Annotated in this window: 21 protein-coding genes and 6 tRNA genes; 19 read left to right on the top strand and 8 right to left on the bottom strand. The window is 66.5% G+C overall.

Annotated features, from left to right (window positions below):
* Positions 1-85: 85 nt before the first annotated feature.
* Together msrB and ACYU8W_RS07780 are read right to left on the bottom strand one after the other, a co-directional pair.
* Complete coding sequence (gene msrB / locus ACYU8W_RS07785) at positions 86-487, bottom strand: peptide-methionine (R)-S-oxide reductase MsrB (RefSeq protein ID WP_499468034.1); 402 nt, start codon at positions 485-487, stop codon at positions 86-88.
* Positions 488-582: 95 nt separating this feature from the next.
* Positions 583-2,970, bottom strand: coding sequence for a DUF8508 domain-containing protein (locus tag ACYU8W_RS07780; RefSeq protein WP_499468032.1), 2,388 nt, complete (start codon positions 2,968-2,970; stop codon positions 583-585).
* A 201-nt stretch (positions 2,971-3,171) separates the two neighbouring features.
* On the opposite strand from ACYU8W_RS07780, the gene ligD reads away from it, so the two are divergent.
* The gene (gene ligD / locus ACYU8W_RS07775; RefSeq protein WP_499468030.1) at positions 3,172-4,215 is read left to right on the top strand and encodes a non-homologous end-joining DNA ligase; all 1,044 of its coding nucleotides are present in this window, start codon (positions 3,172-3,174) and stop codon (positions 4,213-4,215) included.
* Between the two features lie 233 nt (positions 4,216-4,448).
* On the opposite strand, the gene ACYU8W_RS07770 is transcribed toward ligD, so the two are convergent.
* Positions 4,449-5,507: an ATP-dependent DNA ligase gene (locus ACYU8W_RS07770; protein WP_499468028.1), complete on the bottom strand. Its 1,059-nt coding sequence runs from the start codon at positions 5,505-5,507 to the stop codon at positions 4,449-4,451.
* A gap of 37 nt (positions 5,508-5,544) precedes the next feature.
* Between ACYU8W_RS07770 and ACYU8W_RS07765 the strand changes: the two genes are divergently transcribed.
* Positions 5,545-6,696 carry an alpha/beta hydrolase family protein gene (locus ACYU8W_RS07765; RefSeq protein ID WP_499468026.1) on the top strand — a complete coding sequence of 384 codons (1,152 nt, stop codon included), beginning with the start codon at positions 5,545-5,547 and terminating at the stop codon, positions 6,694-6,696.
* On the opposite strand, the gene ACYU8W_RS07760 is transcribed toward ACYU8W_RS07765, so the two are convergent.
* Positions 6,685-7,341: a dihydrofolate reductase family protein gene (locus ACYU8W_RS07760; RefSeq protein WP_239701959.1), complete on the bottom strand. Its 657-nt coding sequence runs from the start codon at positions 7,339-7,341 to the stop codon at positions 6,685-6,687. The two genes, ACYU8W_RS07765 and ACYU8W_RS07760, sit on opposite strands and share 12 nt — an antisense overlap.
* Before the next feature lie 30 nt (positions 7,342-7,371).
* Between ACYU8W_RS07760 and ACYU8W_RS07755 the strand changes: the two genes are divergently transcribed.
* On the top strand, positions 7,372-8,274 hold the full coding sequence (locus ACYU8W_RS07755; RefSeq protein WP_499468024.1) for a PPK2 family polyphosphate kinase: 903 nt from the start codon (positions 7,372-7,374) through the stop codon (positions 8,272-8,274).
* A gap of 67 nt (positions 8,275-8,341) precedes the next feature.
* On the opposite strand, the gene glgX is transcribed toward ACYU8W_RS07755, so the two are convergent.
* Positions 8,342-10,501 carry a glycogen debranching protein GlgX gene (gene glgX / locus ACYU8W_RS07750; protein WP_499468022.1) on the bottom strand — a complete coding sequence of 720 codons (2,160 nt, stop codon included), beginning with the start codon at positions 10,499-10,501 and terminating at the stop codon, positions 8,342-8,344.
* A 182-nt stretch (positions 10,502-10,683) separates the two neighbouring features.
* Between glgX and ACYU8W_RS07745 the strand changes: the two genes are divergently transcribed.
* The 4 genes from ACYU8W_RS07745 to ACYU8W_RS07730 all read left to right on the top strand — a co-directional run bounded on the left by ACYU8W_RS07745 (position 10,684) and on the right by ACYU8W_RS07730 (position 12,028).
* Positions 10,684-11,730, top strand: coding sequence for a YihY/virulence factor BrkB family protein (locus ACYU8W_RS07745; protein ID WP_499468020.1), 1,047 nt, complete (start codon positions 10,684-10,686; stop codon positions 11,728-11,730).
* Positions 11,731-11,781: 51 nt separating this feature from the next.
* Positions 11,782-11,854, top strand: a tRNA-Gly gene (locus ACYU8W_RS07740).
* 27 nt (positions 11,855-11,881) lie between these two features.
* Positions 11,882-11,952 (top strand) — tRNA-Cys (locus ACYU8W_RS07735).
* Between the two features lies 1 nt (position 11,953).
* Positions 11,954-12,028: transfer RNA gene (locus ACYU8W_RS07730), tRNA-Val, on the top strand.
* 60 nt (positions 12,029-12,088) lie between these two features.
* Here the strand turns inward: ACYU8W_RS07730 and ACYU8W_RS07725 are convergent.
* Complete coding sequence (locus tag ACYU8W_RS07725) at positions 12,089-13,012, bottom strand: phosphatase PAP2 family protein (RefSeq protein ID WP_499468018.1); 924 nt, start codon at positions 13,010-13,012, stop codon at positions 12,089-12,091.
* 94 nt (positions 13,013-13,106) lie between these two features.
* On the opposite strand from ACYU8W_RS07725, the gene ACYU8W_RS07720 reads away from it, so the two are divergent.
* The 6 genes from ACYU8W_RS07720 (at position 13,107) to ACYU8W_RS07695 (ending at position 15,962) form a co-directional block, all read left to right on the top strand.
* A tRNA-Gly gene (locus tag ACYU8W_RS07720) sits at positions 13,107-13,179 on the top strand.
* A gap of 14 nt (positions 13,180-13,193) precedes the next feature.
* Positions 13,194-13,268: transfer RNA gene (locus ACYU8W_RS07715), tRNA-Val, on the top strand.
* 143 nt (positions 13,269-13,411) lie between these two features.
* Positions 13,412-14,455 (top strand): chorismate-binding protein, encoded by a 1,044-nt coding sequence (locus tag ACYU8W_RS07710; protein ID WP_499468016.1) that lies wholly within the window; start codon positions 13,412-13,414, stop codon positions 14,453-14,455.
* Complete coding sequence (locus ACYU8W_RS07705; RefSeq protein WP_141928171.1) at positions 14,452-15,279, top strand: aminotransferase class IV; 828 nt, start codon at positions 14,452-14,454, stop codon at positions 15,277-15,279. The genes ACYU8W_RS07710 and ACYU8W_RS07705 overlap by 4 nt, the downstream gene beginning before the upstream one ends.
* Entirely contained in the window at positions 15,279-15,809 is a 531-nt protein-coding gene (locus ACYU8W_RS07700; protein WP_499468014.1) for a TIGR02611 family protein, read from the top strand. Before ACYU8W_RS07705 ends, ACYU8W_RS07700 begins: the two co-directional genes overlap by 1 nt.
* Before the next feature lie 79 nt (positions 15,810-15,888).
* Positions 15,889-15,962, top strand: a tRNA-Val gene (locus ACYU8W_RS07695).
* Positions 15,963-16,015: 53 nt separating this feature from the next.
* Here the strand turns inward: ACYU8W_RS07695 and ACYU8W_RS07690 are convergent.
* Positions 16,016-16,741 (bottom strand): FadR/GntR family transcriptional regulator, encoded by a 726-nt coding sequence (locus ACYU8W_RS07690; RefSeq protein WP_499468012.1) that lies wholly within the window; start codon positions 16,739-16,741, stop codon positions 16,016-16,018.
* A gap of 178 nt (positions 16,742-16,919) precedes the next feature.
* Between ACYU8W_RS07690 and ACYU8W_RS07685 the strand changes: the two genes are divergently transcribed.
* From ACYU8W_RS07685 to ACYU8W_RS07675, 3 genes are all read left to right on the top strand, one after another.
* Entirely contained in the window at positions 16,920-18,317 is a 1,398-nt protein-coding gene (locus ACYU8W_RS07685; protein ID WP_499468010.1) for a GntP family permease, read from the top strand.
* A gap of 26 nt (positions 18,318-18,343) precedes the next feature.
* A complete protein-coding gene (locus ACYU8W_RS07680) occupies positions 18,344-18,826 on the top strand; it encodes a gluconokinase (RefSeq protein ID WP_129623947.1) in 483 nt (160 codons plus the stop codon).
* Positions 18,827-18,892: 66 nt separating this feature from the next.
* Complete coding sequence (locus ACYU8W_RS07675) at positions 18,893-19,225, top strand: cupin domain-containing protein (protein WP_499468008.1); 333 nt, start codon at positions 18,893-18,895, stop codon at positions 19,223-19,225.
* A gap of 4 nt (positions 19,226-19,229) precedes the next feature.
* Here the strand turns inward: ACYU8W_RS07675 and ACYU8W_RS07670 are convergent, their stop codons facing one another.
* Positions 19,230-21,074: an ABC transporter ATP-binding protein gene (locus ACYU8W_RS07670; RefSeq protein ID WP_499468006.1), complete on the bottom strand. Its 1,845-nt coding sequence runs from the start codon at positions 21,072-21,074 to the stop codon at positions 19,230-19,232.
* 76 nt (positions 21,075-21,150) lie between these two features.
* On the opposite strand from ACYU8W_RS07670, the gene ACYU8W_RS07665 reads away from it, so the two are divergent.
* The 3 genes from ACYU8W_RS07665 to thrS all read left to right on the top strand — a co-directional run bounded on the left by ACYU8W_RS07665 (position 21,151) and on the right by thrS (position 24,599).
* Positions 21,151-21,603, top strand: a complete 453-nt coding sequence (locus ACYU8W_RS07665) for a MarR family winged helix-turn-helix transcriptional regulator (protein ID WP_499468004.1) — start codon at positions 21,151-21,153, stop codon at positions 21,601-21,603.
* Positions 21,604-21,890: 287 nt separating this feature from the next.
* Complete coding sequence (locus ACYU8W_RS07660) at positions 21,891-22,322, top strand: antitoxin (protein WP_499468002.1); 432 nt, start codon at positions 21,891-21,893, stop codon at positions 22,320-22,322.
* Positions 22,323-22,598: 276 nt separating this feature from the next.
* Positions 22,599-24,599 (top strand): threonine--tRNA ligase, encoded by a 2,001-nt coding sequence (gene thrS, locus ACYU8W_RS07655; RefSeq protein WP_499468000.1) that lies wholly within the window; start codon positions 22,599-22,601, stop codon positions 24,597-24,599.
* Positions 24,600-24,661: the final 62 nt, after the last annotated feature.

Raw genomic sequence — 24,661 nt, 5'->3', positions numbered from 1 at the left:
ACCAGCACCACACCGAACCAACAGCAGAGCCCCGGGATCGTCCGGGGCTCTGCTGTTCGTCGGTGTTGATCGTCGATGCGGTCGTTCAGTCGTTCGGCTGCAGGGTGAGCGACACCGAGTTGATGCAGTAGCGCTGGTCGGTCGGGGTGGCGTAACCCTCGCCCTCGAAGACGTGCCCGAGGTGGGAATCGCAACTGCCGCAACGCACTTCGGTGCGCACCATGCCGTGCGACCGGTCTTCGATGAGGCGCACGTTGTCGTCGCCCGACGGCGCGTAGAACGACGGCCAACCGCAGTGGCTGTGGAACTTCGTCGTCGAGCGGAACAACTCCGCACCGCACGCCCGGCAGTTGTAGATGCCCTTGGTCTCGGTGTCGGTGTATTCGCCCGTGAACGCGCGCTCGGTACCGCCCTCGCGCAGCACCGCATACTCCATCGGGCTCAGCTGCTCACGCCACTCCTGCTCCGACTTGGTCACCTTCGTCATTGGTCCACTCTCCTTGTCCGGTCTGCCTCTGCGTCAACGACGCGGGCCGGGCGGATCATTCCGCCCGGCCCGCGTCGATGTGTCGCAACTGCGGGTCAGCGGGTCACCTGCACCGGCAGACGGACGATCTGCGGGTCGTGGTCGGAATCCTGGTTGTGGAACTCGGCATTCGTGTGGAGGATGTCGTAGGAGTAGCGCTTGTTGGCCATCGTGCGCACCAGGTTCCGGCTGAGCAGGATGTGGTCGAGCACCTGGCTGTTGCCCTGGAACACATAGGTGTACCGCTCGGGCGCCGGCAGCGTCCGCGGCAGATCGGTCAGTGCGCTCGAACCGGACCCCACCAGGATGTCGGTGGTGCGGCTGAACTCGAAGTCGTTGATGTCACCGAGGACGATGACGTTCGCGTTCGGGTCGGCGGCGAGCAGCTTGTCGACGAATCCACGCACGACCTGTGCCTGGCTGTGTCGCTGGGCCTCCGAACCACGCACCGGCTGCTGGAAGCGGCCGAACAGCGGGTCGTCGCCACCTTTGGATGCGAAGTGGTTGGCGATGACGAACACACTGCGGTCGTTGTAGCTGAACTGTCCGACCAGCGGCTTGCGCGAGTTGTCCCACGCGGCGTTGCCGACGTCGATGCGTCCCGGAGACTGGGTCAGTGAGGTGCCGCGGCCGGTGCCGACGACGTCCGTCGAGGTGTTCGCGGTTGCACCGGACTTGTCGACGAACCAGACGCCTCGGTCGGTGCGGAACAGGAAGACCTGGCGGATGTTGCCTCCCGGCTGGCCACCGTCGGTCAGGTTGTTCGGATTGACCCACTTGGCCTCGTACGCCGGTCCGCCGGCCGCCTTGATGGCGGCGATCAGCGTGTCGCTGGTCGCGGTCGAGTCGACCGTGCCGTCGTTGCGAGAGCCGCTGTTGTCCTGGATCTCCTCGAGCGCCAGGATGTCGGGCGACTTGAGGTTGGTGACGATCTGTCCGGCCAGCCGTGAGTACTTCTCCGCAGGGTCGGACGGCGCGAGGTTCTCGACGTTGAACGTCCCGACAGCCATCTCGTTGCCGCGCGGGGACGCGGTGACCTCACGCTGCAGGCCATTGTCGGTCAGCGTGCCGGGGTCGGTCGCGAGCAGGGTGTAGTTGGCGAACGAGTAGTCCAGGACGCCCGTCGTGGTGCCGCTGAACACGTCGCCGACGTTCGCCGCACCGATCTGACCCTTGACGAGCGAGTCGTTGAGGATCAGCCGCATGGCGTTGGGGTGGGCATAGGAGCTGTACACGACGCCGCCGCGGGGCGAGTTGACCGCGTCGACGTTCTGGCCGGGAACGACCGGGGTTTCGCCGTAGCGCGTGTTCGTCGGTCCCACAGCGCGAGCGTCCTTCAGTGCCAGACGCATTCCTTCCATCGACTCGTTGAAATCGATGGCGTTCTGCGCGGGTTCGAACGGGACGCCGGGCAGTTCGATGTTGCCGGGGTCGCCGGCGAAGATCGTTTGCTGCGGAGCGACGCGGTCGACGCCGAGCACGACCGGCGCGGGCAGCGCAGCGGTGCCCGTGACGGTGACCGTCGGACCGTCGATCTCGGTGGTGGTCAGGTTGGTGGTGCCGCCCGAGCCGCCGGGGCGGTACTCGGCGACGGTACCGACAACAGAAACCTTGTCGCCCGCCTTCACCGTCGGTGCCGTCCGGGTGAAGACGTAGACGCCTTCGCTGGTCGAGTCGTCGCCGTCCGGAGTGAGCGACTGGATCCAGAAGCCGGAACTCTTGACCGCGGTGACGACACCCTCGACGTCCTTGACCTTCGTGCCGGCCAGGGGGGAGGTGTGTGAACTGCCCTGGATCTGCGCGACCGTTGCGACGGTGCCGTCGTCGGGCGGCGTCGGGCTGCAGTCCTGTTGTCCGGCAGCGGAATTGCGAGGACTTGGGGAGCCCACGGCAAAGTCGACCGAATTGTTGTCGGTGTCGGTGCACGTGGAGGTGCGTGCGACGGACGTCGGGTTGGAGGTGGCGGCAGCCGGGCTGCCCTCTGCGGTAGAGGCGCTACCCCATCCGAGCAGGTCGACGACCTTGCCCGAGGGGTCGACGATCGCGACCCGTCCACCCGATGCGCTCATCGGGATGGTGCCGACGACGTCCGGCGTGGGCAGGGGAGCGGCCGACGTGTTCGCACCGGATGCTTCCTTGACCAGGAAGCTCGTGCCCGGCGCGACCCTGCCGCTCAGCGGGGTGCGCTGGGCGGTGGTGCCGTTCGCCGACCAGTACTGGACGCTCCAGCCACTCAGCTCGACCGGCGCGCCACTGAGGTTGTACAGCTCGACGAAGTCGCTGTTGTGGACGGCGCCGGAGTTGCCGCCACCGCCGTACACCTCCGAGATGACGACGGACGAGGAGACGGCTTGAGCAGAGGGCGCAAGTGACACCGCGCCTGCGGCGGCGAGGGTGGCGGCAGAGCCTGCCACGGCGAGGCGGAACAACGAACGAGAAGGCATCGGGGCACTCCGGGGGAATTTGGCTGGGGCTTGGGCTGGGGCTTTTCCGACGCTAGGTCGCCCCGACGTCCGTCCCCTCCGGTGTCGGTGAATGTCCGGCAACGGTTCGGTCATGAAATGGCAAAGTCGCCGGGCCCAACTGTGCAAACCGCGGATCGGAACACCTGGGCTGCCAGCGTGCCAGGCCCCTAGGGTGAATACATGGCAGCTGCGAAGCCGGTGATGCTCGAGGGCGACGGACCGACCGGCGTCCGGACGGTGAAGATCTCCAGTCCGGACCGACTGATCTATCCCCAGGACGGGATCACCAAGCTCGATCTGGCGCAGTATCTGGTCGCCGTGGGCGAGGCGTTCATCCACGCCAACGGCAACAGACCCGTTGCGCTGGAACGATTCCCGGAGGGCATCGAGGGGGAGCAGTTCTTCTCCAAGAACCCACCCCGCGGAGTGCCCGAGTACATGCGCTCGGTCATGTGTACCTACCCCTCCGGACGCAAGCACCCACAGTTGGTGCTCGACGAGCCGGCTGCCGCGGTGTGGTGTGCACAGATGAACACCGTCACCTTCCACCCGTGGCCGGTCTGCGCCGATGACAACGACAACCCGGACGAACTGCGCATCGACCTCGACCCGCAACCCGGGCGCGGTTTCAAGGATGCTGTCGAAGCAGCCTTACCGTTGCGCGACCTGCTCACCGAACTCGGCTTCCAACCACGAGTGAAGACCTCCGGCAACCGGGGAGTCCACGTGTACGCCTCGATCGAACCGACTCACGAGTTCCTCGACGTCCGCCACGGCGTCATCGGTATCGCTCGCGAACTCGAGCGCCGCCTGCCCGATCTGGTGACCACGGCGTGGTGGAAGGAAGAACGAGGCGAGCGAGTCTTCGTCGACTTCAACCAGGCGTGCCGGGATCGCACGATCGCCGGCGCGTACTCGCCACGTCCTTTGCCCGGTGCTCCTGTCTCCATGCCGCTCACCTGGGAACGGCTGGCGGACGCCGACCCGCGCGAGTTCACCGTGCGCACCGCTCCCGGCATCGTCGAATCCGAAGGTGATGCGTGGGCCGATCGCGGCGAGCCCGGCGATATCGCTGCCGCGATCGCGTTGTGGGACAGAGACGTTCACGAACGTGGGCTCGGCGAACTGAACTTTCCTCCCGATTATCCGAAGATGCCCGGCGAGCCGCGCCGCGTCCAACCGAGCAAGAAACGCAACGACCTGCCGGATCCCGAATTTCGATGAAGAGCTGTCGATTCGGCCGGGTTCACGTTCACCGGAACCAGGTCTCGATCGCGCTCGGTCGGTAACCCTGCCTCACCACTCGACCGGCGGGTTGTGTCGGGCCTGCCCGAGTAGCCCATGGGGAGTTCTCCCCATGGTCACCCCGGCTGCCGATCGACAAGATGTTCGTGGGGGCAAGAGATCGGCGCCGGATCCTCGGGGGAGGTCCGGCGCCGATCTTCGTCCGGTGATGATCAGCGGCTGAGTACCGCGCCGAGGTCGTATGCCGGGGCGCGCTCCACCTGGTCCAGCAGGCACGATTCGGGGTCGCGATCGGGCCGCCAACGCAGGAACGTCACGCCGTGCCGGAAACGAGAACCCTCTAGTTGATCGAACTTCACCTCGACCACGCGCTCCGGACGAAGGCGTACGAACGACACGTCCTTGTTGCTGCTGAACCGCGACCGGTCGGTCTCGCCACGAACCGTCTCTCCCTCGTCGTCGGTGACCACGAGGTCGGACAGTTCGTCGATCAGCTCCACCCGTCGCTTCGCGGTGAACGCAAGAATGCCGCCGACGTTGCGCAGGTTGCCGTCGTCGTCGTACAGCCCGAGCAGGAGTGAGCCGACTCCATTGCCGCTCTTGTGAATTCGATAACCGAGCAGCACCGCCTCACACGTGCGGCTGTGCTTGATCTTCAGCATCGTGCGCTTGCCCGGCTGGTACGGGCTGGTGACATCCTTGGCGATCACGCCGTCCAGACCGGCTCCCTCGAACTGTTCGAACCACTGCTGCGCGACCTGTGGATCCTCGGTCACGCGGGTCAGGTGGAAGGGGCCGTCGATGGGCAGACCGTCGAGTGCCTCCGCCAGCGCGGAGCGGCGTTCGGCGAACGGTTGTTCCATCAACGAGTCGCCGCCGGTCCACAGGCAGTCGAAGAAGATCACCTCGGCGGGTGTCTCCACCGACAGCTTGGTCACCCTCGAGGCGGCCGGGTGGATGCGCTGTCCGAGCGCTTCGAACGACAGGCGCTGCGCTCCCGGTGCGCCGGAGCGAACGACGATCTCGCCGTCCAGGACACACTGCTGCGGCAGCAGCCGACGAGCCGCTTCGATCAGTTCGGGGAAGTAACGGGTGAGCGGTTTGGAGCCACGCGACTCCAATTCGACCTCGTCCCCGTCCTTCACCAGAACACACCGGAAGCCGTCCCACTTGGGTTCGTACAAGTACCGCTTGGTGTCGTCGGGCGTGGGCACCGCGGGAGTGGCCTTGGCCAGCATCGGCGTGATCGGGGTCTCGAACGGCACGGTCATGCCCGCCATTGTGCTGCCCGGATGTCACGATGGACAGGTGCAGCCTCGCCACATCGTTCGTGCCGCCTCCATGCTCGGCGCCGGAGCCCTCATGGGGGCCGGAGCCGTAACGTCGGCTGCCGCCGTCTTCGCCCGCAAGGTGCTCACACCCGAGCCGCCGGCCGACAAGAGCGTGATCAGGACGTTCAACGACCTCACGATCACCCTCGACGTCAACGACGAGACGGTTGCGCCCGGCCGATACGGACTCTTCGTCGGTGGGTACGACACCCACGCCCGCATCGGGGACGTGCTCGCCGTGGAGGGCGAGGAGGTCACCCGTGAACTGCTCGGCGTCGACTTCGGTGAGCTCGATGCCGGACCGGCCCGGGTCAACGGCAGCTACTTCGTCGGACCGCCGGCGGACTCCCTCGGTATCGATCTGCGCGAGGTGGTCTATCGCAGCCCGGTGGGGGAGATGCCGGCTTGGCGGATGGACGTGCCCGACTCCACCCGGTGGGCCGTCCTGGTGCACGGGCGCGGCGCGCTGCGCTCGGAGTGTCTGCGAGCGCTGCCGACCCTGCAACGTTGCGGCATCAACGCATTGATCATCAGCTATCGCAACGATCCAGGGGTCCCGTCCGGAGCCGACGGTCTGTACAACCTCGGCCTCACCGAGTGGCAGGACGTCGAAGCGGCCATGCGCTACGTCCTGGACGCGGGTGCCGCCGACATCCAGTTGTTCGGGTGGTCGATGGGTGGCGCCACCGTATTGCAGACCGTCGATCGATCGCCGCTGGCCGAGCACGTGAGCCGTATCGTGCTGGACGCCCCGGTGATCAATTGGCGGCATGTGCTGGCCTTCCACGCGGGGCTCAACAAGATGCCCGGTGTCGTCAGTCAGATCGGGCTCGACTTGATGCGAGGACCGTTGCACCGCAACCTGATCGGGTTGGCCGAGCCACTCGACGTCACCCGGGCCGACTGGGTAACCCGAGCGGAGGAACTGACGAAGCCGACGCTGCTGATCCACTCGGTCGACGACGACTTCGTGCCCTTCGAACCATCGCAGGACCTGGCCGACGCACGACCCGATCTGGTGCGTCTGGAGACCTTCGAGGTGGCACGGCATTGCCGGGAGTGGAATGTCGACAGTGAGCGCTGGGAGAAGGTCGTGCGTAACTTCTGTGCGCCGGCCTCAGCGCACTGACCAACGAGCCAGCAGCGTCGACTCGGATTCGATCAGTCCGACCAGCCTCGCGCGCAGGTCGAGCGGTGCTCCGTCGACCATCCGGTGGGCCGAGCCGCCCACCAACAACGGCGAGGTGGTCAGGCAGATCTCGTCGATCAGGTCGTCCCCGAGGGCGAGGCCCGCAATGGTCGGGCCGCCTTCGAGCAGCACGCGGTCGTAGCCGCGTCGGCGCAGACGGTGCAGAGCGGTTCGCACTCCGTCCGGGCCGCTGCTGTCGACCGCGAAGACGTCATCACGACCCATCGTGTCCATCCTCGGCGGCAGTTCGGCTTCGGTGCTCAGCACGGCCATCGCGGGGTGTTCCGGGCGCCCGGCACGCAGCGATCGCCACCGCTCGTCGGTGATCGGCGCGTCGTACTGCTCGGCGCGTGCGGTGCCTGCGCCGACCGCGATGACATCGGCCCATGCCCGCAGCATGTGGAAGACGAGCCCGTCGACGTCATTGTTGATCGACCCCGACCTATGATCCCCGCCGACAACCGAACCGTCTACTGTCGCAACAAAGTTCAGCCGCACGAACCAGCCGCGATCGACGCCGCATTCGTAGGCGTCCGGCAAATCACCGGGCGTGATTGCTGCGTGGTCGGGGAGCAGTTTCCTCATGTCGGTCATCCAATCGTGAGACCATCCCGTATGGCCAAGAAGAAGACGAAGAAGTCCGACAAGAAGTCGGAAAAACAGCTCAACAAGTCCGGCGATCTCGCAGCCAAGATCACCGAGAAGCTCTGCGTCGCAGCAGGGTTCGAGCTCAGCTCCCTGGATGCCTCGTCGACTCCCGGCTACAAGGGTGACAAGGCGGAAGCGGAGGAACTGCTCGCAGCGAGCGCCGCCGAGCTCGGCGAACTGCAGGAGCGCCTCTACGCCAACGGCCGTGACGGCGACGGCACGTCCGTCCTGTTGGTGATCCAGGGCATGGACACCTCGGGCAAGGGCGGGATCATGCGTCACGTCGTGGGAAGCATTGACCCGCAGGGAGTTTCGCTGACCTCTTTCAAGGCGCCGAACGCCGAGGAGCGCAAGCACCCGTTCCTGTGGCGGATCCGCAAGGCGTTGCCGAAACCTGGGATCCTCGGTGTCTTCGACCGGTCGCACTACGAGGACGTGCTTATCGCACGGGTGCGCAATCTCGTTCCGGCCACTACCTGGCAGCGGCGGTACTCGCAGATCAACACCTTCGAGAAGTCGGTGACCGACAACGGCACCCGGATCATCAAGGTGATGTTGCACATCGACGCCGACGAGCAGAAGGCGCGCCTGATGGAGCGGCTCGATCGCAGCGACAAGTGGTGGAAGTTCAACCCGGGCGACATCGATGAGCGCGAGCTCTGGGACGCCTACCAGGAGGCCTACCAGGCCGCGTTGGACAAGACTTCCACCGACAGCGCTGCCTGGTACGTGGTGCCCGCGAACCGCAAGTGGTACGCGCGGTTGGCTGTCCAGCAGATCCTGCTGCAGCACCTGCGTGAACTCGACCAGCCCTGGCCGGACGCCGACTTCGACGTCGAGGAACAGAAGGCGCGTCTCGAAGCGTCCTGAAGCCGAACTCCGCAGTGAAGGGCTCCCCGAGCGATCGGGGAGCCCTTCACGGGTTGTCAGGTCCGGTTCACTGCTCCTCGTCCGGGGTGCAGCTGAGCACCACGATGGACCGGCCGGCCAGGGTGAGTTCGTACCCACCGGTAGCCACGCGCTCCTCGGTCTCATCGATGGCTTCGTCGGCGGTGTCGAGCACGACGCTCCACTCCGCGTCCTCGACCACGGTCGGGACGGTGAACGTCGTCTCCTGGTCGCCGGCGTTGAACAGCAGCAGGAAGTGGTCGTCGATGACCCGTCGCCCCTGGGGGTCCGGCGCCTGAATCGCTGCACCGTTGAGGAACACCGCGACCTCACGTGCCAGGCCGTTGCGCCAGTCGATCTGGGTCATGTGGTTGCCGTCGGGCGTGAACCAGCCGATGTCGCCGAGGGTGCTCTCACCGCCGTGTCCGGCGTCGCCGGAGAAGAACCGGCGCCGGCGGAAGGTCGGGTGCTCGCGACGTAGCGAGATGACCTTGCTCGCGAAGTCCAGCAGCGACTGCTCGTCCTCGTCGAGGTCCCAGTCGAACCACGCCAGTTCGTTGTCCTGGCAGTACACGTTGTTGTTGCCGAGCTGCGTACGGCCGAGTTCGTCGCCGTGAGCGAGCATCGGCACACCCTGGCTCAGCAGCAGCGTGGTGAGGAAGTTGCGCTGCTGACGCGCCCGCAGCGAGCGGACCTGCGGGTCGTCGGTCTCGCCCTCGACGCCGCAGTTCCAGGACCGGTTGTGCGCCTCGCCGTCGTTGCCGCCCTCGCCGTTGGCCTCGTTGTGCTTCTCGTTGTAGCTGACCAGGTCACGCAACGTGAAGCCGTCGTGGGCGGTGATGAAGTTGATCGACGCGATCGGACGGCGTCCCGAGTGTGCGTACAGGTCGCTGGATCCGGTGATGCGAGAAGCGAATTCGGCCAGTGTCGATGGCTCACCGCGCCAGAAGTCACGGACGGTGTCGCGGTACTTGCCGTTCCACTCGGTCCACAGCGGCGGGAAGTTGCCGACCTGATAGCCACCGTCGCCCAGGTCCCAGGGCTCTGCGATCAGCTTCACCTGACTGATGATCGGGTCCTGCTGGATGATGTCGAAGAACGCCGAGAGGCGGTCGACCTCGTGGAACTGTCGCGCCAGCGTGGCGGCTAGGTCGAACCGGAAACCGTCGACATGCATCTCGGTGACCCAGTACCGCAGCGAGTCCATGATCAGCTGCAGCACGTGCGGGCTGCGCATCAGCAGGCTGTTGCCGGTGCCGGTGGTGTCGTAGTAGTGCGCCGGGTCGCTGTCGACCAGCCGGTAGTAGTGGGCGTTGTCCAGGCCGCGGAACGCAAGCGTCGGACCGAGCTGGTTGCCCTCGGCGGTGTGGTTGTAGACGACGTCGAGGATGACCTCGATGTCGGCAGCGTGCAGCGCCTTCACCATCGCCTTGAACTCCGTGACCTGCTGGCCTTCGCTCCCGCCGGCGCTGTACGCGTTGTGCGGCGCGAGGAAACCGATGGTGTTGTAGCCCCAGTAGTTCGACAGGCCCTTGTCGACCAGGGTCGAGTCCTGGACGAACTGGTGCACCGGCAGGAGTTCGACCGCCGTCACGCCGAGTTGCTGCAGGTGGTCGATGATCGCCGGGTGCGCGACGGCGGCATAGGTGCCGCGGATCTCCTCGGGCACGTCCGGGTGGGTCATCGTCAGGCCCTTGACGTGCATCTCGTAGATGACGCTGTCGTGGTACTCGTGCCTGGGCGGACGGTCGTGGCCCCAGTCGAAGAAGGGGTTGACCACCACCGAGAGCATCGTGTGGTCGAGCGAGTCGTCGTCGTTGAATGCGTCCGGGTCGTCGAAACGGTAGGAGAAGAGCGACTCGTCGCCGTCGATCTGCCCGTCGATCGCCTTCGCGTACGGGTCGAGCAGCAGTTTCGAGGGATTGCAGCGGTGGCCGAGCTCTGGGTCGTAGGGGCCGTGCACCCGGAAGCCGTACCGCTGACCGGGCTGCACCCCGGGCAGGTAGGCGTGCCAGACGTGTCCGTCGACCTCGGTCAGATCGATACGCTCCTCGTCCCAGGTCTGTTCGCCGTCCTCACCCGGCTCTTCACCGGGTGTGAGCAGGCACAGTTCCACCCTTTCGGCGACGGAGGAGAAGATCGCAAAGTTGACGCCAGAACCGTCGAAGGTGGCGCCGAGCGGATAGGGCTGTCCCGGCCAGATGTCCATGGCACGCCATTGTGGTGCACGGCGGGAGCCGTTCTGACCATTACCGTGGGTGACATGTGCTTCACGGGGTCGGCGTCCGGGGCGTGCGGGTGAGTCCGCACAGCCGCGCAAGACGCGCACTCGGGCGGATCCCAGGGGCACTCGCGCTGGCACGTCTGACCCGCGAAACCGTGCGTTTGTGCATGCGATACCGGGTGACCGGCCTGGCGGCGGAAGCCGGTTTCTTCGCCCTCCTGTCGTTCCCGCCGCTGGTGTTCGGATTGCTCGGCGGGGTCGGTTATCTCGGTGGGTGGATCGGTGAGAACGCTGTGACTCGTGTCACCGAGGCGATCGAGGCCTATTCGTCCCAGTTCCTCACCGAGAACTCGTTGCGTGATGTCCTGATGCCCACGATCTCCGACGCGCTGCGCGGCGGAAGACCCGACGTCATCTCCGCCGGTTTCCTGTTGTCGCTCTGGTCGGGATCACGTGCACTCAACGTGCTGCTCGACACCGTCTCGATCATGTACGGGCAGGGCGGCAAACGAGGCATCGTCCGCACCCGGTTGATGAGCCTGAGCCTGTACTTCGTCACGCTCGCCTTCGGGGCCGTCGTCGTGCCGTTGATCGTCATCGGGCCGCAGTTGCTCAGTGAATGGCTGCCGGCGCGACTGCAGGTGCTGATGGTCTTCTACTGGCCGCTCGTCGGCGGCTTGACGATCCTCGGGTTCGCAACGCTCTTCTACGTCGCCACGCCGATCAAGACGCCCTGGGTACGCGACCTCCCGGGGGCCGTTCTCACCCTGATGATCTGGGTGCTGTCGGCCATGGCGCTGCGCTTCCTGCTCGGTGCGTCGGTCGGTAGCACCAGCATCTACGGGCCGCTCGCGGCGGCGATCGTGGTGCTGATCTTTCTGTACTTCCTCGGCATCGCGGTGCTCATCGGTGCAGCGCTGAACGCCGCCACGATGAAGCTCTGGCCGGTCGAAGAGTTCTCGCCGGCTCATCACCGGGCCCGCGAACTGCTCAGCGACGGTGTGTCACGCACCCGTGCCCGGATGAATGACGTCCGGACGGGACCGATCCCGCTGACCCGCAACGGATCTGTCGGCAAGAAGATCAATGCGGCTCCTGCGTCGCGGCCGCCGGACCTGGACGCCGACCGGGAGCCGACGAACCGGAAGGGCGGGGCCGGCGGCGACGGAGACACGCCAGGACCCCGGCTGGATTCGGCAGCGTCCATCGGTTAGCCTCATGCACCGCACCTGAAAGCGTTTCGACAAGCGCACCTTCAGGCGCACGCGGACATAGCTCAGTTGGTAGAGCGCAACCTTGCCAAGGTTGAGGTCGCCGGTTCGAGCCCGGTTGTCCGCTCTGATCTCGCCTTGTCGTGAGATTTCCGGTGGCGTGGCCGAGAGGCGAGGCAACGGCCTGCAAAGCCGTCTACACGGGTTCGAATCCCGTCGCCACCTCGGGCGATTGGCGCAGCGGTAGCGCGCTTCCTTGACACGGAAGAGGTCACTGGTTCAAACCCAGTATCGCCCACCAGTACGCAAGCAGGTCCCGGTCGTTCTCGGCCGGGACCTGCTGGGTTTTTGGATGTCGTGCTCAGTGCGAGGGCTCGTCCTCGGGCGGTCGGACCCCGGCGACCTCGAAGAGTTCACGCCGCCCGGCGATATGGTCGGCGCGCGTGCGCCGCACGGTGATCGTCAGCCGGTGCACGGTCACCACGGCGACCACCCAGCCGATGCCGAGGAACCACGCCGCGATCACGTCGGTGAGCCAGTGGTGCCCGAGATAGACGCGGGACAGACCCATGGTGATCGTCATCGCCGCCGTCAGGAGCACCGTGGCGACGCGGGCCCAGGTGCGGTGCGACCAGACCAGCAAGACGTACGCCGCGATGCCCATCATCACCGTCATGTTCAGGGTGTGGCCGGACGGGAAGGACGGCGAGGACTCGAAGGGCGGCACCGCGAGCTGCGTCGGCGGGCGCAGGCGGGCGGTCGCTTCCTTGCCGAGGACGGTCACCAGCAGCGATCCCGTCATCGCGATTCCCATGAGCACGGCCGGCGTCCGACGGCGCCACAGCAGGCACAGCAGGGCGGTCAGCACCACGCCGAGGATCGGGCCGCCGACCTTTCCACCGATGTCGGTGAAGTGCGTGACTGCAGCGTCGGCACCGGGGGAGCGCCACGAAACCATCCGGTCGAGCACCGGGCGGTCCCACCCGGCGACTCCGTTGTGGTCGAGCACGTTGTCGTACACCTGCGCTGCGATCGCCTGCGAAGCACCGAGCAGGAGGACGCCCAGCGCGGCCGTGATCAGGGCTGCGAGGGAGAGACTGCCGTCCGCGGAGTACCGGCGAATCGTGCGCTCCAGCCACCGGAAGGCACGCAGCAGCAGCCGACCCAGCCACGTCGTCCAGCGGCCCAGGTCGTGTGAACCGATCGACTCGACGGCTCGGGGAAATGCGGTTCGCGCGCCGGACTCGGTCTCGGGCCCCGGTGTGGCATCGGCTGGTTCGGGCATGCCATCCATTGAACCCTTCCGGGGCCCGAAGGGCTCGTTTTGGAGAGTCGGCGAACTGTCGGGTATTGTTTTCCCGTTGCCCGCAAGGGCACAGGCGGACATAGCTCAGTTGGTAGAGCGCAACCTTGCCAAGGTTGAGGTCGCCGGTTCGAGCCCGGTTGTCCGCTCTCTTCATTTCCAAGGGCGATTGGCGCAGCGGTAGCGCGCTTCCTTGACACGGAAGAGGTCACTGGTTCAAACCCAGTATCGCCCACCATCAGCAAGAGGCCCCGGCATGAGCCGGGGCCTCTCTGCTCGTCACAACCGCATACCCCGAAGGCCGCAGGGGTGGTTGACTTGGCAACGACGCCCCGGCCCGGATCGGGTACCCAGATGGGCTCGGCGCCAAGGAGGTCGGTAGTGCCCGGTGAACACGCAGAGTTCGACGGGCTGTCGGCCAGAGGCATCGCGGAGATCCGCCACGACGCCGAAGCGCTGGACGAACCCGGCGTCTGGGTGGTCGTGATCACTTTCGAGGGGCAACTCACCGCCGTCCGGATGCAACATGTCGACCGGGTCGCTCGGCCCGCCGTTCGAGCGACCCGGTCGACGCCGGCCGCCGACAACGGTGAGCATTCCTGGCGCAGTTCGCTCAGCCATGCGCAGTACGAGGCTGCGGTCGAGGAGGTCCGCCGCCGCGTCGCCCTCGGAGAGGTCTACCAGGCGAACATCTGCCGGGTGCTGTCCCGCGATGTGCCGGCGACGTTCGACCTGGGGCGTCTGGCGGACGTCCTGCTGGCGGGAAACCCGGCCCCCTACGCCGCCCTGATCGACCTGCCCACAGCCGGACTCGAGATCGTCTGTGCCAGTCCGGAGCTGTACCTCGAGCGGGACGGCGACCGGCTTGCATCGGCGCCGATCAAGGGCACCGCCCCGACCGAGCAAGAGTTGCTGCCGAAGGACTTCACCGAGAACGTCATGATCACCGACCTGGTGCGCAACGACCTGGCACCGGTCAGCGTGCCGGGCACGGTCGAGGTCGACGGCTTGTGCGCGGTCGAACAGCATCCCGGCCTGGTCCACCTGGTCTCGACCGTGCGTTCGCGGCTGCGTCAAGGAGTCGGCTGGCCGGACATCCTCGGTGCGTCGTTCCCGCCCGGGTCGGTGTCAGGTGCGCCGAAAATCACTGCCCTGCAAGCAATTCGGGATCTCGAGCGAGTGTCGCGGGGACCGTACTGCGGTGCCATCGGGTACGTCGACAACGAGACTGCCACCGCCCGGTTGGCGGTGGGTATTCGTACCTTCTGGATGCAGTCCTTGCCCGGACGCCGGGTGCTGAAGTTCGGGACGGGCGCCGGAATCACCTGGGGCTCCGACCCCGAGGCGGAGTGGTGTGAAACGCTGCTCAAGGCGAGACGACTGATCGGGTTGGCCGAGGTCGCGTTGGAGGAGAGGACGTCATGACGGTTCGAGTGTGGGTGAACGGCGAGCTGGTCGGCGACCGAGCCAGCATCAGCGCGCTCGACCACGGCGTCACCGTCGGCGACGGGGTGTTCGAGACCTGCAAGGTCGAGAACAACGAGGTGTTCGCGCGGGAGCGGCACCACGACCGTCTCGACAACTCGCTCAAGGGCCTCGGTCTGCCGCCCGCGGACCGGGACCGGCTGGACGAGGGAATAGCCGCTGTCCTGTCAGAACCGTTGGAGTTCGGGCGTGTTCGTTACAGCGTGACGGCCGGCCCGGGACCGCTCGGCTCCGACCGTGACGACACCGAGGCGACGTACATCGTCCTCGCGGGGTCTGTGCCGCGTCCGCCGCGGACGACCGCGATCACGACCGTTCCGTGGACCCGGAACGAGAACAGCGCAGTCGTCGGACTGAAAACCACCTCGTACGCCGAGAACGTCGTCGCGCTGGCCTACGCGAAGGAACGCGGCGGCAGCGAGGCGATCTTCGCCAACACCCGCGGCGAACTGTGCGAGGGCACCGGCAGCAACATCTTCGTCGTCGTCGACGGCGACGTGCTCACCCCACCGACCGACTCCGGCCTGCTGCCCGGGATCACCCGCGACCTCGCCATCCTCGCCGCTCGCGAAGAGGGCATCACGGTCAAGGAGGTCGCGCTGCCGCTGTCGATCCTCCAGACTGCAGATGAGGTGTTCATCACCTCGTCCACTCGGGACGTGCAAGCCGTGTCGCGCGTTGACGAACGGAACATGGACGCTCCCGGTCCCGTCACAGCACGGGTCGCGGACGCGTTCCGGGCACGAGCAGCAACATTGGCGTGATGAAGAAGGAGACTGCAGTGGGGGAGCAGGTGGCGCACGAGCACGTCGTGTCCGGTGGCGACGGGGGGAGCACCGCCGTGGCACCGGAGCGACGCGCGGACGGGGACTTTCAAGAGCCGTTCTCACCCAAGACATACAAGTTCGCCTGGCGTCGCAAGCTCGCGGCGAACCCGGTCTCCAACCACACCTACCGAATCGTGGTCGGTGTCGCCGGGTTCATCGTGACCGGCATCGGCGTCGTCGCCATCCCGTTCCCGGGTCCGGGCTGGTTGATCGTCTTCCTCGGCCTCGGCATCTGGGCGACCGAGTTCATGTGGGCCGCGCGTCTGCTCAACTTCGCCCGGGAGAAGGTCGCAGCCTGGAACGACTGGATGCGTCCGAAACCGTTGTGGTTCAAGGGCATTGTCGCGTTGCTGACGTTCGCGTTCGTGTGCTTCGTCGTCTGGCTGACCCTCAAGCTCGGCGGCATTCCCGGCTTTCTGCCCGGCTCGGCCAAGGACTTCCTGCAGCAGATGCCCGGCCTCGGCTGAGCGCACAGGCCCGATTAGGCGGCGACTTGAACGGCGGGTAAAGTACTTCCTCGCAGCCCGGGCGGGCTGCGATCCGCACGGATGTATAGCTCAGTTGGTTAGAGCGTTCGCTTCACACGCGAGAGGTCAGGGGTTCGAGTCCCTTTACATCCACCGACATGCACTGAAGGACCCGACACGTTTTGGTCGGGTCCTTCAGTGTTCGGTCAGTCGGCAGCGTCCGTGAATGCAGCGAGCACTTCGGCGGTGATCGCTGTCATCGCCGATTGCGCGGCCCGGGTGTCGCCTCGCCAGATGGCGTCCGCGACGTCCTCGTGCGCGTGCAGCGCCTCCGGCTTGGGCTGCTGGGGCATGAGGGACAACTGCGTGCGACCGATGAGCACGACCTCGACGAGATCCGCCATCGCGGCGAAGAGGTCGTTGCCGCTCGATTCCAGGATCATCCGGTGCATCCGGATGTCGAGGGTCATGAACTCCTCCAGGCGTCCGGCCTCGCCCAGTTCACGCATCCGGGCAGCAAGCGGGGGGAGGGCTGCGCGGGCCTCGACGGTTGCCAGGCGGGCGGCCGCACCGGCTGCGGCCGGCTCGACGACGTGCCGCAGTTCGGTGAGATCGCGCAACTGCTTGGGGCGGTCGGTCGAATGCAGGCGCCAGTCGATCAGGGTGGGGTGCAACGCATTCCAGCCGGCGCGGTCCTGGACGACGATGCCGACCCGGCGACGCGAAGTGACCAGGTGCAGCGTCTCCAGTTCGCGGACGACCTCGCGGGCCACGGTGCGCGAGATCCCGAAGCGGCGTTGCAGGTCGTCCAGCGTCATGCCGGCGTCGACCGCGATTCTGCCCTCGATGATCTCGATGCCGAGTTCGCGCGCGGGCGCGCGGTGCAGCAGCGGCGCGGACGGCGTCCGGACGGCCTGCTCGATACCCGACATCGGCGTCCCCTCTCGGCTTCTCGGCAACTGCTCTCAGACTGGTGAATGCGATCGAGCCTACGTCGCGGCGCCACGCCCGTATTAAAAATACTCATATTGCTTGATTAAGTACTACGAATAACTCTACAGTCGTGTGACCCACCCCACGTGATTCATCACACTCGACGAAGGACCCTCGATGTTCCTGACCGCAGAAGAGGTGCAGCCCGCATACAGCTCGGGCGTCCTCCTCCTCATCGCCGCAGCGGCGGTGGCAGTCCTGCTCCTGCTGATCATGCGTTTCAAGTTGCACGCCTTCGTGGCGCTCGTGCTGGTCAGCTTCCTGACCGCCCTGGCCACGAAGGTTCCGTTCGAGAAGGTCGTGCCGACCTTGCTGGACGGGTTCGGATCGACGCTCGCGAACGTCGCCCTCCTGGTCGGGTTCGGCGCGATGATCGGACGACTGCTGGAAGTGACCGGCGGTGCTCAGGTGCTCGCCGACACCTTGATCGCACGATTCGGCGAGAAGCGCGCACCGCTCGCGCTCGGTGTCGCCTCGCTGCTGTTCGGATTCCCGATCTTCTTCGACGCCGGCCTGGTCGTCATGCTCCCGATCATCTTCTCGGTCGCCCGTCGCTTCGGCGGCAGCGTGCTGACCTACGCGCTGCCTGCCGCGGGTGCGTTCGCGGTGATGCACGCGTTCGTCCCGCCGCACCCCGGCCCGGTCGCCGCAGGTGAGTTGCTCGGCGCCGACCTCGGCCTCGTCCTGGTGCTCGGCATCATCATCGGTCTGCCGACTTGGTACATCTCCTCCTACCTGTTCGGTCTCTGGGCGGGCAAGCGCGTCCACATCCCGGTGCCGGAGCTGCTCTCCGGTGGCGACGTCGAGGAGGGCAAGGCCGGTGGGTCGAAACCGTCGGTCGGCCTCGTGCTGTTCGTGCTGTTGCTGCCCCTGGTGCTGATCTTCCTCAACACCGGACTGAACACGTTGGCCACCAACAAGACGATCGACGGTGACGCGACGTGGGTTCGCCTGCTGCGCATGTTCGGTCAGACCCCGATCGCTTTGCTGATCACCGTGCTGGTCGCGATGATCCTCCTCGGCATGGGACGCCGCTCGAAGGCCGACATCGAGGAGATCGTCAACGGGGCACTCGGCCCGGTCTGCGCGATCATCCTGATCACCGGTGCCGGTGGCATGTTCGGTGGCGTCCTTCGTGCCAGCGGCATCGGCCAGGCGCTGGCCGGCTCGCTCGAGTCGACCGGTCTGCCCGTCATCGTCGCCGCGTTCGTGGTGGCGACCGCACTGCGCGTGGCGCAGGGTTCGGCGACCGTCGCCCTCACCACGACCGCCGGGCTCATGGCGCCGACGGTGGCTGCGACCGGCGGACTGTCCTCGATCGACCTGGCCTGCATCGTCATCGCGATCGCCGGTGGCGCGACCGTGTTGTCGCACGTCAACGACTCCGGCTTCTGGCTGGTCGGTCGGTTCCTCGGCATGGACGAGAAGACCACGCTGCGCACCTGGACCGTCATGGAGACGCTCATCGGTGTCGTCGGCTTCACCTTCGCCGCTCTCGTGAGCGCGATCCTGTGACCGGGAGCGTGCGCCACGCTGTCCTGATGGGCGTGTCCGGCAGCGGAAAGACCACGGTCGCCATGGGCGTCGCCCGGGAACTGGGATGGGAGTTCGGCGAGGCCGACCTGTTCCACCCCGAGGCGAACGTGGAGAAGATGCGCGCCGGCACCCCGTTGGACGACGACGACCGGCTGCCGTGGCTGCAGACCTTGGCCGACTGGATCGCCGAGCGGGACGCCGCCGGCACCAGCACCGTCTTGGCCTGTTCGGCTCTGCGTCGTCGCTACCGGGACATCCTGCGCAGCAGCGGGGCCCAACTCGACTTCGTTCACCTCGCCGGGTCGAAGGAACTGATCGGTTCGCGACTCCTCGCTCGCCAGGGTCACTTCATGCCGGGAAGTCTGCTCGATTCCCAGTTCGCGACGCTCGAGCCGCTGGAGGAGGACGAGGCGGGAATCACCCTCGACCTCGCGCACACACCGTCCGAGCTCGTCGCGCTGGCGGTTGAGCACCTGCGCGCCGGATGATGCGCGCACGAAGGCCCGGGACGTTGGTCCCGGGCCTTCGTCGTGCCGCGGGTGCACGATGGACTCATGAAGACCGTGCGGTTGGACGATGTGTATCCCGATGAGCGCGAGCGCGCCGGTGAGTCGAAGGTCGGTCGCAGCGCGCTGACCCTGAAAGGTGGCGGTGGCCAGACTCTCGGCCAGGTGCTGCTGACCATGAACGCCGGGTCGCAGTTGGCAGACCACAACAACCCGGGTGAGGCGACCCTGCTGGTCCTGTCCGGCGAGGTCACTCTCGCCTGGGCGGACGGGTCCGCCCGACTGAAGGCGGGGGAGTACACGGTCATCCCGCAGGCCAAGCATCGCCTCGATGCGCACGCCGACAGCGTTGTCCTGCTGTCCGTGGCGCGGACGGGCTGAACCCTCAGGCCGCGGCAGCGCAGAGCTGTGCGTCCCACAGACGTGCGTAGTGGCCCCCGCGCAGCAACAACTGCTCGTGGGTGCCCTGCTCGGCGATGCGTCCCCGGTCGAGTACGACGATGAGGTCGGCGTCGCGGACGGTCGACAGGCGGTGCGCGATGGTCAGCGTCGTGCGTCCGGTGCCGGCCGCGTCCAACGCGCGTTGCACGGCGCGTTCGGTGGAGTTGTCCAGCGCCGAGGTGGCCTCGTCCAGCACCAGAATCTTCGGATTGCGAAGAATGGTGCGCGCCAACGCGATCCGCTGCTTCTCGCCACCGGAGAAGCGGTACCCGCGAGCACCGACGACGGTGTCGTAACCCTGCGGGAGTGACTCGATCAGTTCGTGTACCTGCGCTGCCCGGGCTGCTTCGATCATCTGTTGGTCTGTGGCATCCGGACGGGCGTACCGCAGGTTGTCGGCGACCGACGCGTGCAACAGGTAGCTCTCCTGGCTGACGACACCGACCAGGCCGGCGATGTCGGTCAGACGCAGGTCGCGCAGGTCGTGGCCGTCGATGAGCACCCGCCCGTTCGTCGGGTCGTGCAGACGTGAGACGAGGGCTGCCAGGGTGGACTTGCCCGAGCCGGTGGCGCCGACGACCGCGACCGTCGACCCCGCCGGGACGGTGAGGTCGATGCTGTCGAGAGCCGGGCGGTCGGCGTCCGGATAGGTGACGGTGACCCCGTCGAATCTGATCTCACCGCGCGCCCGATCGGTCTGCAGCGGGGCCGGATCGGCCGGGTCGTCGATCTCGACGGGAAGGTCGAGGTATTCGAAGATGCGGCTGAACAGCGCCATCGAGGTGACCACTTGAGCGCCGACGTTGAGCACGCCCATCAGGGGTCGGAACAACTGGGTCTGCAGTGCGACGAAGGCGACCAAGGTGCCGATCGTCATGCCGCCGCCGGTGGCTGGGAGTCCGGCCGCGAGGTAGATGAGGGCGGGGATCGCGGAGAAGATGATCGCCATCGTGCCCATGCGCCAGCGTCCGGCGAGCTGTGACTGCACCTCGAGTTCGGTGAGGGTGGTCGAGGAACCGGAGAACCGCTGGGAGAGAGCGGGTCTGGAGCCGAGCGTCTTGGCGAGGATGACACCGTTGATCGACAACGACTCCTCAATCTGGGTCTGCATGTCGGCGAGCGTGCGCTGCGCCTTGCCTTGGATGGCACGCCGCTGGTGGGCGACGCGGCGGGTCAGCCAGATGGCCGGCGGCAGCACGACCAGGCTGAGCAGCGACAGCTTCCAGGACAGGAAGGCCATCGCTGTGGCTGTGCCGACGGCGGTGGTCACATTCGATGCGATCGATGTCGCGGAGTCGGTGACGACCGCCTGCATCGCGCTGATGTCGTTGGTGACGCGGGATTGCACCTCACCGCTGCGGGTGCGGGTGAAGAAGCCGAGCGGCATCCGTTGCAGGTGGGCGAACAGGCGGGTGCGCAGGTCGTGCATCACCTGCTGGCCGATGCGGGTCGACAGCCACGTCTGCAGGACGCCGAGCAGTTGGGTAGAGACCGTGATCGTGAGCATGCCGCCGACCAGGGCCAGCAGCAGCGGCACGTTCTGGGCAGGGATCGCGTCGTCGATCAGGTGCTTCACCAGGAAGGGCGATGCGAGACCGATCAGGGAAGTGAGGACGATGAGCGCGCACACAGCGGCGAGCCGGCGACGGTAGGGGCGAAACAGCGCCGTGATGCGCGCGAGTTCGACCGGGTGGTCATCGAGTTGGCGGACGTCGGAGGCGCTCTTGTGCGCCACGCGTCCGGGACCGCCGCGTCCTGAGGTGGTCATGGGTTGGGATCCGGCTGCCATGCGGACTCCCTTCGGTCGGAGATGTGCTGAGGTTACTTCAACATGTCGTAACCTCCACAATCGCTACGATGTTCCCGTGTCTTCCCACGAGTCGTCCGAAGAACTGCCGCTGCGCCAACTGTTGATGCGCGTCGCGCACGTCTCCCGACGGGCGTGGCTCGCCGATCTGGAGCCGTACGGTCTGAGCCCGCACCTGGCTCGCGCGTTAAATGTGATTGCCGCGCAAGAGGATTCGGGCATGCGGGCAGCAGAGCTCGCGCAGCGTCTTCGGGTGTCCCCGCGTTCGGCGACGGAGGTCGTCGACGGACTGGCGGAGCGTGGCCTCGTGCTGCGCAGCCCTGATCCGGACGACCGTCGGGCCAAGGTGTTGTCGCTGACGGATGAAGGCGTCCGCCTGTGGCGCACCCTCGACACCTCGCGCCGCGAACGTGATGACGCGATGTTCGACGTCCTGAGTGCCGACCAACGTGAGGAACTGCGCGCGTTGCTCCTGGTCGTCCTGCGCTCCACCGACAGTGAGATCGACTGAAGCACGACCGACCGGCAGGCGGACGATCAGGTGCTGCCAGTGTCCGAGCGCAGCCAGTCGGGCCACGGTGGGAATGACGCCCGCGAAACCCGCTGAGAGACAGGGAGATCCAGCATGGCGAAGAAGTCGAAGCTTGCGAGCCAGGCTGCTCGGGAGGCGATGGTGGGTCACGAAGTCGAGTTGGTGATCTCTTAGCCACTTTTCGGGTGCGGAGTTTGGCAACCTGGGTGCATACCCAGTTCCCGCGGCTGCGGCCGCGGGTGTGCCCATCCCACGAGGAGGACGACATGAGCAACTCCGGTCAGGCGAAGGACCTGTTCGACAAGGCCAAGAAGGCTGCGATCGGCGGCGTCGACAAGGTGAAGAAGGCTGCTGCCGAGAACCCCGACAAGGTGCGCGGGGGCATCGACAAGGTCACCCAGACGGCCGACAAGGTCACCAAGGGCAAGTACACCGACAAGATCCAGACTGCCGGCAACAAGGTCGAGGAAACCGTGCAGAAGCAGGCGCACAAGCCGACGCCGGGTGTGAACCCGACCGGCACCGACGCGACGGCCGACGGCGGATTCACGACGGACGCCACCGGTACGACCGGTGCCCCCGGCACGGCGGGAGCGCCGGACGCCGGCACCGCCGGTCGCCGTCCGGGCCACGTGCCCGACCCGGTCGACCCGCTGGACCGCCCGGACCCGATCGACCGCCCGGGTCCGCTCAACTGAGTCTCGAATCGAAGAAGCCCGGGTGCCGAAAGTCGCCCGGGCTTCTTCGTGCCCGGGGACGGGACGACATCGAGGTCGACGTCGTGCGGCGACTGCGATCGAAGGGCTTGACCTCGAAGCGGTCATGGCGCGACACCAGCAGTTCGCGCAGCAACTGGTCACCGGCTGACCGTGCTGCGGGCGGTTGCCGGGGGACAGTGATATCCGGTCGAGAGCAACGTTGATCGACCGATAACCTTGCGGGGTTCAATCCGAACCCAGATCAAGGAGCACCACGTGTCCAGCCAGATCACCGTGTCCGTCGCCGGAAGCGAGCGAGCGGTGCAGCAGGGCACTACCGGCTCCGACCTGTTCGGCGGCGACCGCAGCGTCGTCGCGATGCGCGTCGACGGTCAGCTCCAGGACCTGTTCCGCGAGATCCCGGACGGCGCCGTCGTAGAGGCGGTCGACCTGTCCCAGCAGGACGGCCTCGACATCCTGCGCCACTCCGCCGCGCACGTCCTGGCGCAGGCCGTGCAGCAGGTGAATCCCGACGCCAAGCTCGGCATCGGCCCGCCGGTCAAGGACGGCTTCTACTACGACTTCGACGTCGAGACCCCGTTCCAACCCGATGACCTGAAGGCGCTCGAGAAGGCGATGCAGAAGATCGTCAACGAGGGCCAGACCTTCTCGCGCCGGGTCGTCAGCGACGAAGAAGCCCGTGCCGAACTCGCGCACGAGCCGTACAAGCTGGAGCTCATCGGGCTGAAGGGCAATGCCGCCGACGCCGCCGAGGGTGCTGAGGCCGAGGTCGGTGCCGGCGAACTCACGATCTACGACAACATCCGCCGCGACGGTGAGCGTGCCTGGGGCGACCTGTGCCGCGGACCGCACGTGCCGTCGACCAAGGTGCTCGGCAACGCGTTCAAGATCATGCGTTCGGCCGCCGCGTACTGGCGCGGCAGCGAGAAGAACCCGCAGTTGCAGCGCATCTACGGCACCGCCTGGGCCAGCAAGGACGAACTCAAGGCCTACCTCGACCGCATCGCCGAGGCCGAGAAGCGCGACCACCGCAAGCTCGGAGCCGAACTCGACCTGTACTCCTTCCCGGACGAATTGGGTTCGGGCATGGTCGTTTTCCATCCCAAGGGCGGTGTCATCAAGCGGGAGATGGAGGACTACGTCCGTCGCCGGCACCTGGAGGAGGGGTTCTCCTACGTCAGCACCCCGCACATCTCCAAGGAGGGGCTCTTCCACACCTCGGGGCACCTGCCGTACTACGCCGACACCATGTTCCCGCCGATGGAGATGGAGAACGCGGAGTACCGGCTCAAGGCGATGAACTGCCCGATGCACAACCTGATCTTCAGGTCGCGGGGCCGTTCGTACCGTGAACTCCCGCTGCGGTTCTTCGAGTTCGGTTCGGTCTATCGCAACGAGAAGTCCGGTGTGGTGCACGGTCTGACCCGCGTCCGGGCGATGACGCAGGACGATTCGCACTCCTACGTGACCCCTGAGCAGGCACCGGACGAGATCGAGCACCTGCTGAACTTCGTTGTCGGCCTGCTCAAGGACTTCGGGCTGAACGACTACTACTTCGAACTCTCGACGCGCGACACCGAGGGCGACAAGAAGGACAAGTTCATCGGCTCGGACGAGCAGTGGGAGACCGCGACCAGGGCGCTCGAGGACACCGCACGAAAGTTCGGTGTCGACCTCGTGCCCGACCCCGGCGGTGCCGCGTTCTACGGACCGAAGATCTCCGTCCAGGCCAAGGACGCGATCGGCCGCACCTGGCAGATGTCGACGATCCAGTACGACTTCAACCAGCCGCACCGCTTCGGACTGGAGTTCCAGGCCGCGGACGGCAGCCGCCAGGAGCCGGTGATGATCCACTCGGCCAAGTTCGGTTCGATCGAGCGGTTCATCGGTGTGCTCGTCGAGCACTACGCGGGGGCTTTCCCGGTGTGGTTGTCGCCGGTGCAGGTGCTCGGTGTGCCGGTGGCCGACGACTTCGCCGACTACCTGAACGACGTTCTGAAGCAGTTGCGCGACAACGGAGTTCGGGTCGAGCTCGACGACAGCGACGACCGCTTTCCGAAGAAGATTCGCAACGCGTCGAAGTCGAAGGTGCCGTTCGTGCTCATCGCCGGCGCCGAGGACAGGGACGCCGGCGCGGTGTCGTTCCGCTACCGCGACGGCTCGCAGCGCAACGGTGTGCCGGTCGGCGAGGCGATCGAGGAGATCCGAGCCGCGATCGAGTCCAAGGCGCAGATCACCACCGCGCCACAGCACTGACGTGCGTCATGCAGAGCGCGCCACATCGGGCGCGCTCTGCATGACTTCGACGCAGGTGTGCT

This window comes from Yimella radicis (assembly GCF_054778255.1).
Note: the sequence above shows the minus strand (reverse complement) of the source record. Positions and strands in the feature narration are given on the sequence as shown.